Raw genomic sequence first — 16,075 nt, 5'->3', positions numbered from 1 at the left:
GCCGACTCCAGCGGCGCGGTGAGCCGCTCGGCCAGAGCACGAGTTTCCTCCCCGGCCGCATCCGCGGCGACCGCGAGCTCGTGCCGGAGATTGTCCACGTAGGGCGTGAGGTCCATGACGCCATCATGGCACACGTATGGCGCCATGGCGAGCCATAACTGCGAACGCCGCCTTCCCCACCCTTCCCCACCCTTCCCCGACGAGTCGCCATCACGGGCCAATGAGCCTCTGACCTGCATAAAAAGGCAGACGGCAAGGGCTCGGGCGATGACGAAATCCCCCGCACCCTTGCGCCGACACCCCCCTCAAAGCAACAGAACCGACCCACGCCACCCCACCCCGGCGGCACATAGGCGCAGATCTGGCGCCACGTGCACCATCCACGTCTCACAATGGCGCCACCCCAGCGCCAGCCTGGCGTCACGCCTCGATCGGTGTCGATCAGAAAGGGGCGTTCAAGGCTTCGAGGCCATCGGGGAGGCGAACACGGCGGGCCAATACGGGAGTTGTCCGGCAACCCCGAGGACCTGCCTCCTCGGCCCGGAACACCGCCCCGAATCCCGGGAAATCCGCTGCCATGGCCATGCAATCGGAACGGGCTATGGTGCTCCCGCAATCTGTCTGTTCAGGCGCGCGCGGGCGTGCGAAGAAGGCGAAGGTTTCACGGTGTCCGATCTGGGCCGGCTCATAGCCAACCGCTACCGGCTGGTAGAGCGGGTGGGCCGCGGCGGCATGGGCACGGTGTGGCGGGCCGAGGACGAGTTGCTCGGCCGGCACGTCGCCGTGAAGAAACTGCACGTTCCGCCGCACCTGCACGACGATGAGGTCCAGAGGCTCTACGAGCGCACCCGCCGCGAAGCCCGCAGCGCTGCGCGGATCACCCATCCCAACGTGATCGTCGTGCATGACGTCGTCGACGACGAGGGCCTGCCATGCATCGTCATGGAGTACATACCCTCGGTCACCCTGAGCGACGTCCTGAAGCAGAAGGGCACACTGCCACCCGACGAAGCGGCCCGGATCGGCCGCATCATGGCCGCCGCGCTGCGCGCCGCGCACGACGCCGGAGTGCTGCACCGTGACGTCAAGCCCGCCAACGTGCTGCTCGGGCACGACGGGCGCATCGTCCTCACCGACTTCGGGATCGCCGTGGAGTCCGGAACGCCGTCACTGACCAGGACCGGCGAGCTGGTCGGGTCGATCCAGTACCTCGCGCCGGAACGCCTGCGGAGCGGGATCGCCGAACCCGGCCCCGCCTGCGACCTGTGGTCCCTCGGAGCGACGCTGTACCAGGCGGTCGAAGGGCGCCATCCGTTCCACCGGGACACCGCGATCGAGACGGCCTACGCCATCGCCGCCGACACCTACGAACCCCCGCGCAAGGCCGGGGACCTGGCCCCGGTGATCGAGGGTCTGCTGGTGAAGGAACCCGACCGGCGCATGGACGCACACGAGGCCGAACGCCTCCTGGGCCGTGCGGCCGAGGCGGGGACCGCCCCCATCGAGCGGCCCACGCAGCCGGAACGTGTGGGAGTTCCCGCCACCCGTGCGCGAGGGGGCAGGCGCAGCCGACGCGCGCTGCTGTGGTGTGCCGCAGTGGTGGTTGCCGCCGCCACCGCGACGAGCGGCGTACTCCTGTGGCCCGGGGGCGGCGCCGAGCCGGCGGGCGCCCGTCCGTCCGATGGCGGCGCCTCCAGCCGCCCTCCGAAGCCCAGCCCTTCCCCGCTGCCGCCGCTGCCCGCCGGATACCACCTCAAGAAGGCCGGTCAGGGCTTCTCCTTCCCCGTACCGGACGGCTGGGCCCCCAAGAAATTGCCCAGTGGCGAACTCGCCTATATAGACCCGACCGGGCTGGTGGGCCTGCGGGTCGACATCGTCGCGTTCGCCGGGTCCGATCCGCTCCAGCACTGGCGTGAGACCGAAGAGGCCAAGACACGTCGGGACAACGACAACTACGAGCGGCAACGGATGGTCGCCACGACGTTCCGAGGACGGCCCGCGGGCTACTGGGAGTTCACATTCCAGGGCAGGGTGCGGGGGTACCGGGCGGCGGAGTTGGCTTTCGCCGGCGCCGACGGCACGCAGTACGTGGTCTACCTGTCAGCACCGGCGGCGCAATGGAACGAATACCGGCCGGTCTTCGACAACGCCGTCAAGGGAATTCGGCTCCGTGACGAGTCCCAGTGACGAGTCCCCGTGACGAGTCCGAGCCGTTGGCGTGATCAGCAGCAACCGCCGCAGCAGGTACCCGGCTTGGCGGCGCGGACGATCACGGAGTTCATTCCGTCGACGACTGTGTGGGTAGGGGTGAGCTCGATGCCGGTGAATCCGGCGGCTTCGAGGCCCTGACGATATTCGGTGAACGAGAGCGCACCGGCGATACAGCCGACGTAGTCGCCGCGCTCCCCGCGCTGGGCAGCGGTCAGGTCGTCGTCGGCGACCACGTCGGCGATGCCGATTCGCCCACCGGGAGCCAGGACGCGGAAGGTCTCAGCGAAGACAGCCGCCTTGTCCGTCGACAGGTTGACGACGCAGTTGGAGATGACGACGTCGATGGTGTTCGCGGGCAGGGGGATCGCCTCGATGGTGCCCTTGAGGAACTCGACGTTGGTGGCACCGGCCTTGCGGGCATTGGCCAGGGCGAGGGCCAGCATCTCCTCGGCCATGTCCAGGCCGTACGCCTTGCCGGTGGGGCCGACGCGGCGGGCGGAGAGGAGGACGTCGATGCCGCCGCCGGAGCCGAGGTCCAGGACGCGCTCGCCCTCGTGGAGGTCGGCCACCGCGGTGGGGTTGCCGCAGCCCAGCGAAGCGGCGACGGCCTCGGGGGGCAGCTCGTCGCGCTCGGTGGCGGCGTAGAGGGCGCCGCCGAAATTCTCGTCGATCTCGATGGCCTGCGGGCCACAGCATGCGCTGCCGCCCTCCGTGACCTGGAGAGCGGCGGCCGCGTAATGCCGACGGACGGTCTCCCTCAGATCGGTGGCGTGCTCGCTCATGACCTTCACTCCTCAACGACATCCCTGAACAGCCTGTATCGACGTTCTTAAATTCAAGATTGCGCCTTGAATCGAAAAACGTCAACATAGATGTACGTCGAAGTAAGGGCTGGTCACCCGGTCGGCACCCGGTGGATGTTGTCGGCCCGGATGCCCGCAGAGTCCTGAGTGACGTTGAAGAGCACCCTCTCGCCCTTGACCAGCCTCCGGTCCCGGCTGCCCTGAATCGCCGAGCGGTACGCGACGACATCGCACCCCGCGCCGTCCTGCGCGATGACGCCGACACCCTCTCCAGGGTCGAACCACTTCACTATGCCGCTCGGCACGGCAACCACCCCCGCAATTGTTGAATTTAGAACCAGAAGCAGCAGCGTGCGCCCGTCCTCACACGACTACAAGAGCGTGCGACCCGGCATGCGATGCATGCTCCCCGCGTGTGATTTCTTTGCCGCGCCGGGTCACACCCAACGGCTGCCCGACGGCCGGGCGCGGGCAGGCGGCTGCACCGTGCCGTTCCTGGCCTGGGGCTGGGCCTCGAAGAGCGAGGTGTACAGGCCGCTTCGCTGGAGGAGATCGGTGTGGGTGCCCGTCTCGACCAGGTGTCCGTCGTCCAGGACCAGGATGCGGTCGGCGTCGGCGGCCAGGTCCAGGTGGTGGGTGATGACGAGGGTGGTACGGCCTTCGGCGAGGCGGCGGAGCGGGGTGAGGATGCGCTGTGCGGCGAGGGCGTCCAGGCCGGTGGTGGGCTCGTCGAGGACGAGGACGGGCGCGTCGCGGAGCATGGCGCGGGCGATGGCGATGCGCTGGAGCTGGCCTCCGGAGAGGCGGGAGGTGCCGGGGGCGATGACGGTGTCGTAGCCGTCCGGAAGGGCCGAGATGAACCCGTCGGCGTCGGCTTCCCGCGCCGCCCGCACCACGTCATCGTGGGTCGTGTCGTCCCGTCCGCACGCGATGTTCTCCTCGATCGAGTCGTGCAGGACGAGGACCTCCTGCGGCAGCAGCGTGATGTTGCTGCGGAGCTGGTGGAGCGGCATGCGGTTCACGGGTACGCCGTCCAGCAGGACACTGCCGGCGTCCGGGTCGTAGAACCTCAGCAGCAGAGCGGCCAGGGTCGATTTGCCCGCGCCGCTGGGGCCGGTGATCACCAGCAGTTCCCCGGGCCCCGCGGCGAAGGAGAGGTCGTGGACGGCATCGCGCCGGCTGCCGGGGTAGTGGAAGGTGACCCGCCGCGCCTCCACCTCTCCGACGGCGCGCTGCCCGGCTGGGACGGCCAGGGAACCGGCAGGGGGGTCGGTGACGGCGGGCCGGGTGTCGAGGATCTCCAGCAGCCGCTCGGCTCCGGCGGTCGCGGCGACGGCGGTCAGGCCGAGCTGGCCCAGGGAGCGGATCGGTGGGAAGAGGTAGCCGATGAAGGCGGCGAAGGCCAGCAACTCCCCCAGCGTCATCCGCCCCTTCGAGATCTCCCACGCGCCCATCCCGATGATCGTCAGGACGCAGAGCGTTTCCAGGACCTCCACCAGTTCCTCGTAGAACTGATTGAGGCGGGCACTCGTCACGGACGCCCGCAGCCAGGTGCGCGCGTTGCGGGCGAGCCGCTCCTCCTCGTCGCGCTGCCGGTTGTACGCCTGGGTGAGGACGACGTTGACCAGCCCCTCCTCGACGACGGAGGTGATGACACCGTCCGCCTTGCGTGCCCGGCGGGACACCTTCTTCAGCCGGCCGGTGAAACTGCGGGTGGCGATGAAGAACAGCGGGGCCAGGATGAAGGTGACCAGCGCCAGGTCCCAGCGCAGGTACAGGGCCGCAGCGGCGAAGAAGAGGGTGCTGAACACTGCCGCGGACGCCTCGACGACGCCGGTGACCACCAGCTCTTCGATGGCGTCGACGTCACCGGTCATTCGCTCCAGCAGGTCGCCGCGGCGGTTGCGCTGGTAGAAGTGCGGCGGCAGCGTCTGGAGATGGGAGAAGAGACGGGCACGTAGCCGCATCACAAAGCGTTCGGCGGTCCAGGCCGCCAGCGAGTTGCCCAGATACCCCACCACCGCGCCGATGACGGCCACCGCGAGCCACTTGCCGGCGGGTGACCAGAAGGCGCTGACCGAGCCCTTCTGCAGGGCGTTGTCGGTGAGTTGGGCGAACAGCAAAATGGCCACGGTCTCAGCGAGCGCGGCCACGATGGCACACAGAAAGACGAGGATGAGCCAGCGCCGGTCGCCTTTGGTCAGTGGCCAAAAGCGCCGGAACGACTCCTTGAGGGCGACGTTCCGGGTGAGGATCGGGGCATCCGCCGCCGCTCCTCGATAGGCGGCCTCGTCCCGATAGACGGCCTCCAGGTCGGCGTCCACCCCGGCGTCCTCTTCGGGGGACGCTGGGCGTCGTCGCGAGCGGTGCAGAACCATGGCGGCTACCTCATCGCGGGATGCTCTGGCGGTTGACCGGGACCAGGGGCACGGGCCCCCTCAGCCCACGAGGCCGACCCGCGCCGTGCGCGGGCCCGCCTCGTAGCATTCAGGGCTCTGATCACAGGCGGATGAAGACCCGAAGCCTGCGGCCGCCATAGAAACGACGACGGTAGCGCCGACGGTGGCCGTAGCCTCCGCAGTCGTCCCAGTCGTCATGACCGTGACCGTGGCGACGCCTGCGCCTACGAGGGAAGACTTTGCTGAAGCTCATCTTCTCCTCCTTAGATCGATGATTTCGCCGCCGCCTCTTGTCCTAGCGGCGACAACTCCGAGGCTACGTCGCCCATCTGGCCCTAACAAGGACTTTAGGTGAAAATTCACCCAATCTGGACATTTAATACTTTTGGGGTGCGCCAATCTTCTTTGGCCGCAAGGGTTTCGCCCCTGCTGGCGGGGCATGTCGGCCCCCCTCGATCCGTCCTCCCGACGGCACGCGGCGGCGGGGATCCTCGCCGGATGTGCGCGATGACGGCGCAGCCGGGCGGGGCGACGATGACGGGGGTTCCGGTCCGCTCTATCCCCGAACCGCAAGTGAATGAAATTCGCGAAAGCAAATATCATTGGGGTCGACGCCACCGGTCGGGGACGCCCGCAGGGGGCCGGCGCCAGGCCGGTAGCGGCCGCGCCGGTGATCGGCGTCCGCGAACAACTCCCCCTCGTGCCACGGCGTTTCGATGAACGAGACCCGCCCTTAAACCCGCCCGTACCAATGCGAGAACCGCTCCAGCGGGTCGCCCTCCACGTTCCATGGCCAGGGGGTTCCCAAGCCCTTCGTGGCGCGCAGTACAGCCGTTGCCTCGTTCGAGCGGGTGGCTTTGATCAGGGCGTAGGCCAGTACGTTGAGGTCGGCGATGGCTGCTGCGTGGGTGAGGAAGTCCGGGTTGGGCCAGTCCTGTGCCGCCTGGTCGAGGGCCCTGGCGAGGTCGGGGCGGCGCCAGTGTTCGCCGGCGCCGAGCGCGGTCAGGCCGTCGGCGGCGAAGGACCGGTGGTAGTTGCGGACGAGCGTGGTGATCTCCAGGCCGGCGGTGGGGGCGTCGGCCGGCATGACGGAGCGAATGCCGTCGAGGAGGTCCAGCATGAGGGCGGTGGAGCCGCATTCGTCGGGTGACAGGTAACCCAGGGCCTGGAGATGCGCCTCGCGGTTCCAGGGGTCGCGGGCCTTGATCTCCCGCCAGATCGCGGACATTTCACGGTGCGGGCGGCGTTCCAGGCGCAGTGTGGCCAGCGCGAGGGTCCACGGGGTGGGGTCGGCGGGGAGCAGGTCGGCCGCGAGGTGACAGGTGTCGCGTGTGGCGGTGAGGTCCACGGACGCGCCTCTTTGGGCCTGGAGCAGGTCCGACCAGGCGTGCAGCAGCAACGCCCCTTGGTCCCGCGGGGAGTTGCGCCGCCAGATGTCCGGTACCGCGCGGCCGGCGGCGCCGGCGAGCACCTCCAGGCGGTGCGCCTTGCGGTCCCAGTCCTGGCCGGCGGCTTCGATCACGTTCGCCACCAGGGCGATGACCGAGGTGTCGAGCGAGCCGCGGGACCAGGACGTCTCAAGGCGCTGCCGGACCTGGCCGAGGGCTACGTCGTCGAGCTCGGGGAGGAAGCGGGGAAGGTTGCCTTTGCGGCGTCTGAACGCGGGCATGGGGTGGGCGGCCTTCCGGGCGGGTGGGTGGGTACAGGGGAGGGGGGTGGGTACGGGGTCCGTCCCCACGCACGAGCGGACGGCGGTGTGCCGTTTGCACACCGCCGCCCGTGCAGCCGTAGTCCGGCTGCCGCGTCGCTCGCCTAGCGGGACGAGATCGCGTCCGTCTTGGCGGAACGCCCGCCGAGCCGGTCGCGGAGCAGCGAGATGGCTACCACCACCACGGCCAGGAGGACCGACAGCAGCACCTGGATGCGGCCGCCGCCCGGCTTGTCGTCGGTGAGCATGTAGACCAGCACGAACGAGATCATCGCGATCGTGGCCCAGGTCAGGTACGGGAACAGCCACATGCGGACGACGAGCTTGTCCGGGTTCTCGCGGAGGATGATGCCGCGCATCCGCAGCTGCGAGAAGCAGATGACCAGCCAGACGAAGAGCGCGACCGCGCCGGACGAGTTCAGCAGGAACTGGAAGACCGTGTCCGGCCACAGGTAGTTGAAGCCGACGGCGACGAAGCCGAAGACGACCGAGACCAGGATCGCGGCCTGCGGGACGCCCCGTGCGTTCGTCCGGGCGAAGGCCCTCGGTGCGTCGCCGCGCTGGCCGAGCGAGAAGGCCATGCGGGAGGCGGTGTAGAGGCCGGAGTTGAGGCAGGAGAGCACGGCCGTCAGCACGATGACGTTCATGACCTGGCCGGCGTGCGGGATGCCGATCGAGTCGAGGGCCGCGACGTACGAGCCCTTCTTTTCGATCGAGGGGTCGTTCCAGGGGAGCAGGGAGACCACGACGAGGATCGAGCCGAGGTAGAAGACGCCGACCCGCCAGATGACGCTCTTGGTGGCCTTGGTGACCGCGCGCTGCGGGTCCTCGGACTCACCGGCGGCGAGGGTGACGATCTCGCTGCCCATGAAGGAGAAGACGACCATCAGGATGCCGGTGAGGATCGCGCTGGGCCCGTTCGGCAGGAATCCGCCGTGTGAGGTGAGGTTGGCGAAGCCCGTCGCAGCGTTGTCGGAGCCGGGCAGGACACCGAAGATCGCCAGCGCGCCGAGGCCGATGAAGGCGACGATGGCGACGACCTTGATGCCCGCGAACCAGAACTCGAACTCGCCGAAGGAGGCGACCGAGGCGAGGTTGGTGGCGGTGAGCACGACCATCACGATCAGCGCCCAGGCCCACTGCGGGACGGCCGGGACCCAGCCTTCGAGGATGACGGCGCCGGCGGTCGCCTCCACGGCGAGCACCACGACCCAGAAGAACCAGTACAGCCAGCCGATCGAGAACCCGGCCCAGCGGCCGAGCGCCCGGTCCGCGTACGCGGAGAACGAGCCGGACGTCGGGTTGGCGGCGGCCATCTCGCCGAGCATCCGCATCACGAAGACGACCAGGGCGCCGACCAACGCGTACGACAGCAGGATGCCGGGGCCGGCGGTGGCGATACCGGAGGCGGAGCCCACGAACAGACCCGCGCCGATGACACCGCCAACGGCGATCATGGACAGATGGCGGTTCTTGAGACCGGACTGCAGACCTGACTCGTGCGGAGCCTGACTGTTCCTGGGAGGGGAGGGAGGTGAGGCCACGGGAGCAGGGGGAGGTGTAGTCATCTCGACATCCATTGAGGGTTGGGACGGGTCATGCGAGGGGTGACTGCGTGCTGGATCGCCTCGGGTAGCAGGGCAGGAGCGGACCAGGTGGAACGGATGGCGATCATGGCCCTGACTCATTTCGACAGCGGCAGTGCGCGGGCGGCCGCGGTCTTCGAATTCCGGCGCGGGGAGTGACGTAGCGGCTGCCGCACATCCGCGTTCGCTCCGCCTCCTCGTGAGAGGTGAGCCGCGTCACTGCCGGAATCGATTTGCGACAGCGTATGCGGAAAGTTAAGGCGGCGTATTTGTGAAAGAGGACAAATTCATCGCCGATGGCTGTACAGCTGGCCAATGCGAAACCCAGGAGAGTGGGCGTTGCAGCCTCTGAAGGGGCGGATATTCGGCTGTCACACCTTCGAGAACGGGGGGCGATCTAGCCCTCGACCTCCCGTTCCCCTCCTGTTCCCCTTCCTTCTCCCCTCTGCGGCAGGGCGGCGGGTGGTACGGCGGGACAACGTCGCGAGGCACTCCTTGGCCGGCCAGACAGAGGCCTCGGCCCGCCGTCCTCCTAGCGTGAGGTGCGCCACCCCACCGACCGCGTCGATCAAGGGAGCGCCATGCACGGGGACGAAGTGCCGGGTCACGACGGAGGGCCGGGTCACGACGGAGGGCCGGGTCACGACGGAGGGCCAGATCAGCCGGACGGGATGGATCAGGCGGACGTGATGGATCAGCCGGACGGCATCGTCGTCATCGGGGCCACCACCCTCGCGCGCCGTGTCTGCGCCGCCCTGTGGGAGAGCGGGCATCCGGTGGACCACCTCGCCGCACCGGACGACCAGGACCTTCGGCGCGCGCTCGCCGCGCGGCCGGCCCACGTCGCGGTACTCGTAGGCGACGACCTCGCCGCGCTCCGCTACGCACTGGCGGTACGGCACGTCAGCGGCACCGTCCGGATCGTCGTCACCGTCTTCGACCGGACCGTGGCACAGCAGCTCCAGTCACTGCTGCGCCGCTGTGTGACGGTCTCGCCCGCCGACCTCCTGGCGCCGACGCTGGCCGGCTTGTGCGTGGCCCCTGTGGACCCCGACGTACTGGCCGTATGGCATGACGGGGACGGCGCGGTGGCGGTCCGCCGGCGCGAAGGACGGCTGGTGCGGACGGTGTGGCGGCCGAGCGCGGGCGCGCGGCGGCGCGCGGTGTTCGGGCGGCTGCGCGGTCAGCTGCAGCCCCATGACGCGGACGCCCGTCTGCTGCTCATCGGGCTGCTGGGGATCGCGGCGGTACTGGTCCTGGACTGGTTGTGGCTGGTCAGCGCCTTCCACAAGCCGGTCAGTACCGCCTTCCTGGAAGCCGCCCGGGTCGTCGCCGGGGTGGGGCCGGCCGCGCCGCACGGCGGCCATCCCGTGTACGAGGTGGTCTCCGGGGCGGCGATGCTGGTCACGGTGGGTTTCACCGCTCTGCTGACCGCGGGAATCGTGGACCGGCTGTTCGGCCCGCGGCTGGTCGGCGTCCTGGGGCCGCGGGTGCTCCCCCGTGCGGGGCACGTCATCGTGGTGGGGCTGGGCCAGGTGGGGCTGCGGCTGTGCCAGACGCTGCGTCAGCTGGGGGTCCCGGTGGTCGGGGTCGAGCGGGAGCCCGCCGCCCCGAATCTGCGACTGGCGCGGTCGATGGGGATTCCTGTGGTGCTGGCGCACGGTGAGGACCGTGCGGTGCTCGCCCGTCTCGGACTGGGGCGCGCGCATGCGCTCGCCGCGGTCGGCTCGCACGAGCTGGACAACATCGCGGTCGCCGTCGCCGCCCACGGTGTGGCGCCGGACATCCGGGTGGTGCTCCGGGCGGGCGAGGACGAGGCGATCGCCGAAACCCGCTCGCTGCTGCCTCTCGGGCTGACCCGCGACATCACCAGGACCAGCGCGGCGTATGTGACCGCCCACCTGACCGGCGCCGTGCCCCGCCGGGTCATAGCCGACGCCGACTGCGACCATGTCGAGCTGCCGGGGCGCGGCCTCGTCGCGTGGCCGGTCCCGGCCCGGGACGACTGCGGCCATGTGGTGGAGTCCCTGGCGTGCGACCGGACGGCCGGCCCGGTCCCGGGGTGCGCAGCGCTCACTGCGGCCCGTCCGACGGAGCCGTCTGCTCCGTCCAGATGATCTTGCCGTTGGCCGTGTAGCGGGTGCCCCACCGCCGGGTGAGCTGCGCGACGATGAACAGCCCCCGGCCGCCCTCGTCGGTGGTACGGGCGTGCCGCAGGCGCGGCGAGGTGCTGCTGGCGTCGGTGACCTCGCAGATCAGGGCGGACTGCCGGATCAGCCGCAGGGTGATCGGCCCGGCGGCGTGCCGGATGGCGTTGGTGACCAGTTCGCTGACGATCAGCTCCGTGGTGAACAGCAGATCCTCCATGCCCCACTCCGACAGCTGCCGGCCCGCGAGGGTGCGGGCGCTGGCGACCACCGCCGGATCGGCGGGCAGGTCCCAGGAGGCGACCTGGTGGCCGCCCAGGGCGCGGGTCCGGGCGAGGAGCAGCGCGGCATCGTCGGACGGCGGCCCGGTCAGCAGGGCCTTGACCACGTTCTGGCCGACCTCCTCCAGCGTCGGTCCGGGCCCCGCGAGGGCATGGCTCAGCCGGGACAGGCCGACGCTGATGTCCTGGTCGCAGGCCTCGATGAGGCCGTTGGTGTAGAGCGCGAGCAGGCTGCCCTCGGCCAGCTCCAGCTCGACGGGCTCAAAGGGCAGCGCTCCGAGTCCGAGCGGCGGTCCGGCGGGCAGGTCGGGGAAGTCGACGGCGCCGTCGGGGCTGACGATCGCGGGCGGCACATGGCCGGCCCGGGCCAGCGTGCAGCGCCTGCTGACCGGGTCGTACACGGCGTACAGGCAGGTGGCCCCCGTGAACGTGGCGGCCACGCTCTCGTTCTCGGCCGCGGTCGACTCGGCCGCGGTGTGCTGCTCCACGAGGCCGATGACCAGGTCGTCCAGGCGGGCCAGCAGTTCATCGGGCGGCAGATCCAGATTGGCGAGCGTCCGCACGGCGGTGCGCAGCCGGCCCATGGTGGCCGCGGCGTTGATGCCGTGCCCGACGACGTCCCCGACGACCAGCGCGACCCGGGCCCCGGAGAGCGGGATCACGTCGAACCAGTCGCCGCCGACACCGCTCGGGACGTCCGCCGGGAAGTACCACGACGCCACTTCCAGGGCGGAGCCGCCGGTCAGCTCGTGCGGCAGCAGATTGCGCTGCATCACGCGGGCCGCGGTGCGCTCGCGGGTGAAGCGGCGCGCGTTGTCGACACAGACCGCGGCACGGGCGACCAGCTCCTCGGCGAGCTGTACGTCGCCCTCCTCGAAGGGCCCGAGCCGCTGGGACCGCACGAAGGTCGCCGCGCCCAGGGTGACGCCGCGCGCCAGCACCGGCACCACCAGCACCGAACGGAACCCGAACTCGCGGACTTCGTCGGCCCGCGACGGTTCCTCGGCGACCCACTCACTGGTGGCGACGTCCAGGATCGGTTCCACCCTGGGCCTGCCCTCCAGCAGACAGCGGGCGATCGGCGAGGTGGACAACCGCCGTACCGCTTCGCCCACGGCCAGGCTGGCCTCCGGACAGCCCTCGCGGACCGACTGCTGCCCGGAGCGGCGCAGGATGGGCGTGCCGTCGACCGGCCCGGGAACCGGCTCCTCGCCTCTGAGGACCGAGTCCAGCAGGTCGACGGCGACGAAGTCGGCCAGCGGCGGCACCGCGACATCGGCCAGTTCCTGTGCGGTCCGGGTGACATCCAGCGTGCTGCCGATGCGGGCGCTGGCGTCGTTCAGCAGGGCCAGCCGTTCCTGGGCCCGCCAGCGCTCGGTGACGTCGATGACCATGTACCAGATGCCCACGCGCCGGCTGTGCGGGTCCTCAAGGCGGAAGAAGGACGCCGAGTAGGCGCGTTCCTCGTGGGGGTCCGCGTACGTCGGGCTGCGGAATTCGTAGTCCATCACCGGGCGCCCGGTCTCCAGGACCTTGAGCATCTTCTCCTCGAACGCCTCGGCCTCCAGCCTCGGCAGTACCTCCTTCACCTGCCGCCCCAGCCGTCGCTCCAGCGGGATCAGCCGCTCCAGTACGTCATTGACCCAGACGTAGCGAAGGTTGGTGTCCAGTACGGCCATGCCGACGGGTGCATGGGCGAGAAACGGCTCCAGCATCAGCTGGTTCACCCCGCCGCCCGGCACCCGCCATTCTTCGAGGGCGAGGACGGACCAGCGCTCCCGGCCGACCGCGTCGAGGAGGGGCGTGACCTGCACCGCCAGCTGCACACTCCGGCCGTCGTGGTGGCGCGCCGCCACCGACCCGCTCCAGCCGTCCCCCGCGCGGCACCACTCGGCCACGGCGGCCACCCTCGCCTCGTCCCCGGGGATCGCAAGCAGCTGCGCCGCGGGGCGGTTCAGGATCTCCTCGGCCTGATAGCCGAGCAGTCGTTCCGCCGCCCGGGTCCATGCGACAACCGTGCCCGCCGCGTCCAGTTCGGCCGCGGCCGCGTGCGCAATGTCGCATGCTCGGCCCGACTCGTCCGGCAGGGCATTCTCCGAGGTCATCATCGCCAGCCCGTCATCTCAATGGCGCATAGCGCATAGTCCACATTCTAGGAGAATGACCTGTGAAGCCGCCGTACGCACCATTCCGGACAGGACTCCAAAACTCCAAGACTCCAAAGCAAGCTCGAAAGCTCCAAGGCCCCGAAACTCCGAGACCCCGAAGGCGTACGGCTCAGGTGGCCGGCGGCAGCCGCAGCTGGAGCATGGCCAGCAGCCGCTGATCGGGACGGCTGAGATCGAGGCCGGTCAGCTGCTCGGCCCGGCGGATCCGGTAGCGCAGGGTGTTGGGGTGCACATGCAGCTGGGCGGCGGCCGCCCGTACATCGCCGAAGGAGTTCAGATACGCCAGGATCGACTCGGCCAACTGCCCCTGGTGACGGCTGTCGTGCGCGACCACGGCGGTCAGCCGGGGGTCCCTCATATCGGGGCGGGCAGCGAGCAGCGCCAGCATCTCGCTGACCAGGACCTCCGCCTGGATGTCCGGTAGCGCGGCGACGGTCGTGGCGACATCGACGTTCACCATGGCATCGAGGATCCGGTCCGCCTCCCGGCGCGACTCGGGCACCTCCCCCAGCCCCGGCACGATGCAGCCGACGGAACCGCGCAGCGACAGGCCCAGGTGGCGGCGCGCGGCGTCGGCGATGTCCTGGCCCCAGCTGCGCAGCGCGCCGATGTCGATGCTGCGCGGCAGCTGCGGCAGCAGCACGTAGATGCGGTGATCGACCTCGGTGACCAGGGCGGCACGGTGCCGGGCCGCGGTGTGCACCGAGATCAGGTTGGTGACCTCGGCGCGGGTCAGCTCCGGCCCGGTGGCCTCGGCGGTCCCGTACGAGAAGCCGAGGACGGCGGCCGGGCGGAAGGCGTCCAGCCCCAGGTGGCTCGCCAGCGGCTGGGGGCCGGTGCTGCCCTCCAGGAGCCCGGCGGAGAGGGTGCGGGTGAGCGTCAGGTCGGCGGACAGCTCCCGGCGGCGGCGTACCAGGTGGAGCGCGGCGACCCGGGCCGCGCCCAGCAGCGCCTGCTCCGAGCGCTCGGTCAGCGGCGTCGAGCCCTCCTGCACCCAGATGGTGCCCAGCTGCCGGTCCCCTGACCGGATGGCCACCGCGAGCCGGCGGCGGATCCCCAGCTCGGGATCGCCATCGATGTTGATCACGTCGTCGGAGGTGCGCAGCCGCTGGAACACACCCCACTCGCGCAACTTCGCCAGATACCCCTCCGGGCCGTGCCAGCCCAGGATGGAGAGCCGCCGCAGGTCGTCGACCTCGTCCTGGTCTGCGGAACGGGAGTAGGCCAGCACCCGGTTGGCGGTGTCCTCGATGCTGACGATGCCGCCGGTGAGAATGGCGGTGGTCTGGGCGAGCGAGAAGAGATCGCCCTCCTCGACGCCCTCGCCCGGACGGCCCGGCGGCGCGTCGTCGAGGGCCGCGCGGGCCAGCGCGTCCACCTGCTCCCAGCGCGCCTCGCTGCGTACGGAGAGCAGCGCGACCCCTGCCTCGGCGGCGGTCTCACTGAGGGCGGCGGCCTGACCGGGAGCGTCCAGCTTGACGGCGACGGCGGCGGCCCCGTCACGCCCGGCCACCCGCAGCGCGGGAAAGGCGGCCCGCCCACGGGCACCGATGGCCAGAACCAGCTCCCCCGGATGGGCAACCGGCGGGTCCTCAGGATCGAGCAGGGCAACGCTACGTATCTCGACGTCCAGTCCGGCGGGCGCGGCCTGCAGCTCCACCAGGGGCTCACCCAGGGACATCAGCAGCTGACGCAGGCTGATGCCGGCCGTGGGTGGCGGTGCCGCGGCAGGTGGTTCCATGATCGGCGCCTCTGCTCGGGTCGGGTGTAACTGATGGTATCCGGCCAGGGGACTGAGCCCGGGGGCTAAGCCGGTGGCGGGGCACCTCGCTGTTCGTCACCGAGTGCAGATGCGGCGGCGTCTTGCTGGCTGGTCTCGCCAATCGATATTGATCACGTCTGGGACGCATTCAGAGACTCCCGAAGTCGTCGACAAACGACTCCCCTTCTCCGCGCACACAGCCATCCCCTGATCCCCGACAGCGTCACGTACCAACATTGATGCATCCGATACAACAACCCGGTGAGTACGCCCAGAGGCGGGGACGCAGGAATGCGTCCCCGCCTCTCATCGCCGACCGGGAGGCGTACACCGTCATCCGGTTCGAACAAGGATTGCTCAGGATCGGCTGGGGTCAGCCGATCCTGACAGCTGGGCGTCTAAGCGTCTTGAGTACGCGGACTGCGGTCAAGTTTGCCCAGGAGATAGACCATCGCCCCTGCCGAGACGGCCGTGAAAACGAGCTCGCCCCAGAGCGGGTCTATGAGGAATTTGTTGACCACTGTGAGGATGACGAACCACGCGGCGAACACGAGAATTTTGGGGAGCATGACTGACCTCGGACTCAGTTGATCAAGGAGGAGAGGCAGGCTGCGGCGCCGGCCCCGACGGTATTGACTGCGATCTCCTTGGCGACCTTCTTGTTGACCCTGCCGACAACCAGGGCGGCGGCGCTGCCGACTCCAGCTCGCAGCAGGCAGTTCTTGGCTGTCTTGGTCATCGGACGGCCTTCGAGTGCCTTACAGTACTTTTCCTTCTTCTTGCCCGTATTGCTCGTGTCGAAGTAGCAGTTTGCGATGTTGTGCTCCTGGACGGGATCCACCGCGTGGGCCGCAGGAGCGGCACCGAGGGTGAGGGTCGCCAGGACTATCGCAGTGATGATCTTGTTTTTCACGTGTTCCTTGCCTGTGGGGGAGGAAGGCGTGCTCTTCCAGGCAGCCCGAATCGGGCGGGTGCTAACGGCCGGGAAGATGGCCTGGAACGCTGAGGGG

10 protein-coding genes are annotated in these 16,075 nt (G+C 69.7%); 2 read left to right on the top strand and 8 right to left on the bottom strand.

Going from position 1 to position 16,075, the window contains the following annotated elements:
• Positions 1-666: 666 nt before the first annotated feature.
• Entirely contained in the window at positions 667-2,187 is a 1,521-nt protein-coding gene (locus tag AB0I10_RS15540; protein WP_363152968.1) for a serine/threonine-protein kinase, read from the top strand.
• 35 nt (positions 2,188-2,222) lie between these two features.
• Here AB0I10_RS15540 and arsM read toward each other — a convergent pair whose 3' ends face one another.
• The 5 genes from arsM to AB0I10_RS15515 all read right to left on the bottom strand — a co-directional run bounded on the left by arsM (position 2,223) and on the right by AB0I10_RS15515 (position 8,689).
• Positions 2,223-2,993, bottom strand: a complete 771-nt coding sequence (gene arsM / locus AB0I10_RS15535) for an arsenite methyltransferase (protein WP_363152967.1) — start codon at positions 2,991-2,993, stop codon at positions 2,223-2,225.
• Between the two features lie 113 nt (positions 2,994-3,106).
• Positions 3,107-3,319 carry a cold shock domain-containing protein gene (locus AB0I10_RS15530; RefSeq protein WP_363152966.1) on the bottom strand — a complete coding sequence of 71 codons (213 nt, stop codon included), beginning with the start codon at positions 3,317-3,319 and terminating at the stop codon, positions 3,107-3,109.
• Between the two features lie 132 nt (positions 3,320-3,451).
• Entirely contained in the window at positions 3,452-5,392 is a 1,941-nt protein-coding gene (locus AB0I10_RS15525) for an ABC transporter ATP-binding protein (RefSeq protein ID WP_363152965.1), read from the bottom strand.
• A gap of 754 nt (positions 5,393-6,146) precedes the next feature.
• Positions 6,147-7,082 carry a hypothetical protein gene (locus tag AB0I10_RS15520; protein ID WP_363152964.1) on the bottom strand — a complete coding sequence of 312 codons (936 nt, stop codon included), beginning with the start codon at positions 7,080-7,082 and terminating at the stop codon, positions 6,147-6,149.
• A 143-nt stretch (positions 7,083-7,225) separates the two neighbouring features.
• On the bottom strand, positions 7,226-8,689 hold the full coding sequence (locus tag AB0I10_RS15515) for an amino acid permease (RefSeq protein ID WP_363152963.1): 1,464 nt from the start codon (positions 8,687-8,689) through the stop codon (positions 7,226-7,228).
• A 707-nt stretch (positions 8,690-9,396) separates the two neighbouring features.
• On the opposite strand from AB0I10_RS15515, the gene AB0I10_RS15510 reads away from it, so the two are divergent.
• Positions 9,397-10,824, top strand: coding sequence for an NAD-binding protein (locus AB0I10_RS15510; RefSeq protein ID WP_363152962.1), 1,428 nt, complete (start codon positions 9,397-9,399; stop codon positions 10,822-10,824).
• Here AB0I10_RS15510 and AB0I10_RS15505 read toward each other — a convergent pair.
• The 3 genes from AB0I10_RS15505 to AB0I10_RS15495 all read right to left on the bottom strand — a co-directional run bounded on the left by AB0I10_RS15505 (position 10,781) and on the right by AB0I10_RS15495 (position 15,978).
• A complete protein-coding gene (locus tag AB0I10_RS15505) occupies positions 10,781-13,243 on the bottom strand; it encodes a SpoIIE family protein phosphatase (protein ID WP_363152961.1) in 2,463 nt (820 codons plus the stop codon). The genes AB0I10_RS15510 and AB0I10_RS15505 overlap by 44 nt on opposite strands.
• 169 nt (positions 13,244-13,412) lie before the next feature.
• Positions 13,413-15,044, bottom strand: a complete 1,632-nt coding sequence (locus tag AB0I10_RS15500) for a helix-turn-helix domain-containing protein (protein ID WP_363152960.1) — start codon at positions 15,042-15,044, stop codon at positions 13,413-13,415.
• A 604-nt stretch (positions 15,045-15,648) separates the two neighbouring features.
• Entirely contained in the window at positions 15,649-15,978 is a 330-nt protein-coding gene (locus AB0I10_RS15495) for a hypothetical protein (protein WP_363152959.1), read from the bottom strand.
• Positions 15,979-16,075 lie beyond the last annotated feature (97 nt).

The organism is Streptomyces sp. NPDC050636, from assembly GCF_040654775.1.
GTDB lineage: Bacteria > Actinomycetota > Actinomycetes > Streptomycetales > Streptomycetaceae > Streptomyces.
The sequence above is the reverse complement of the archived record's forward strand: the minus strand, read 5'-3'. Positions and strand labels throughout refer to the sequence as shown.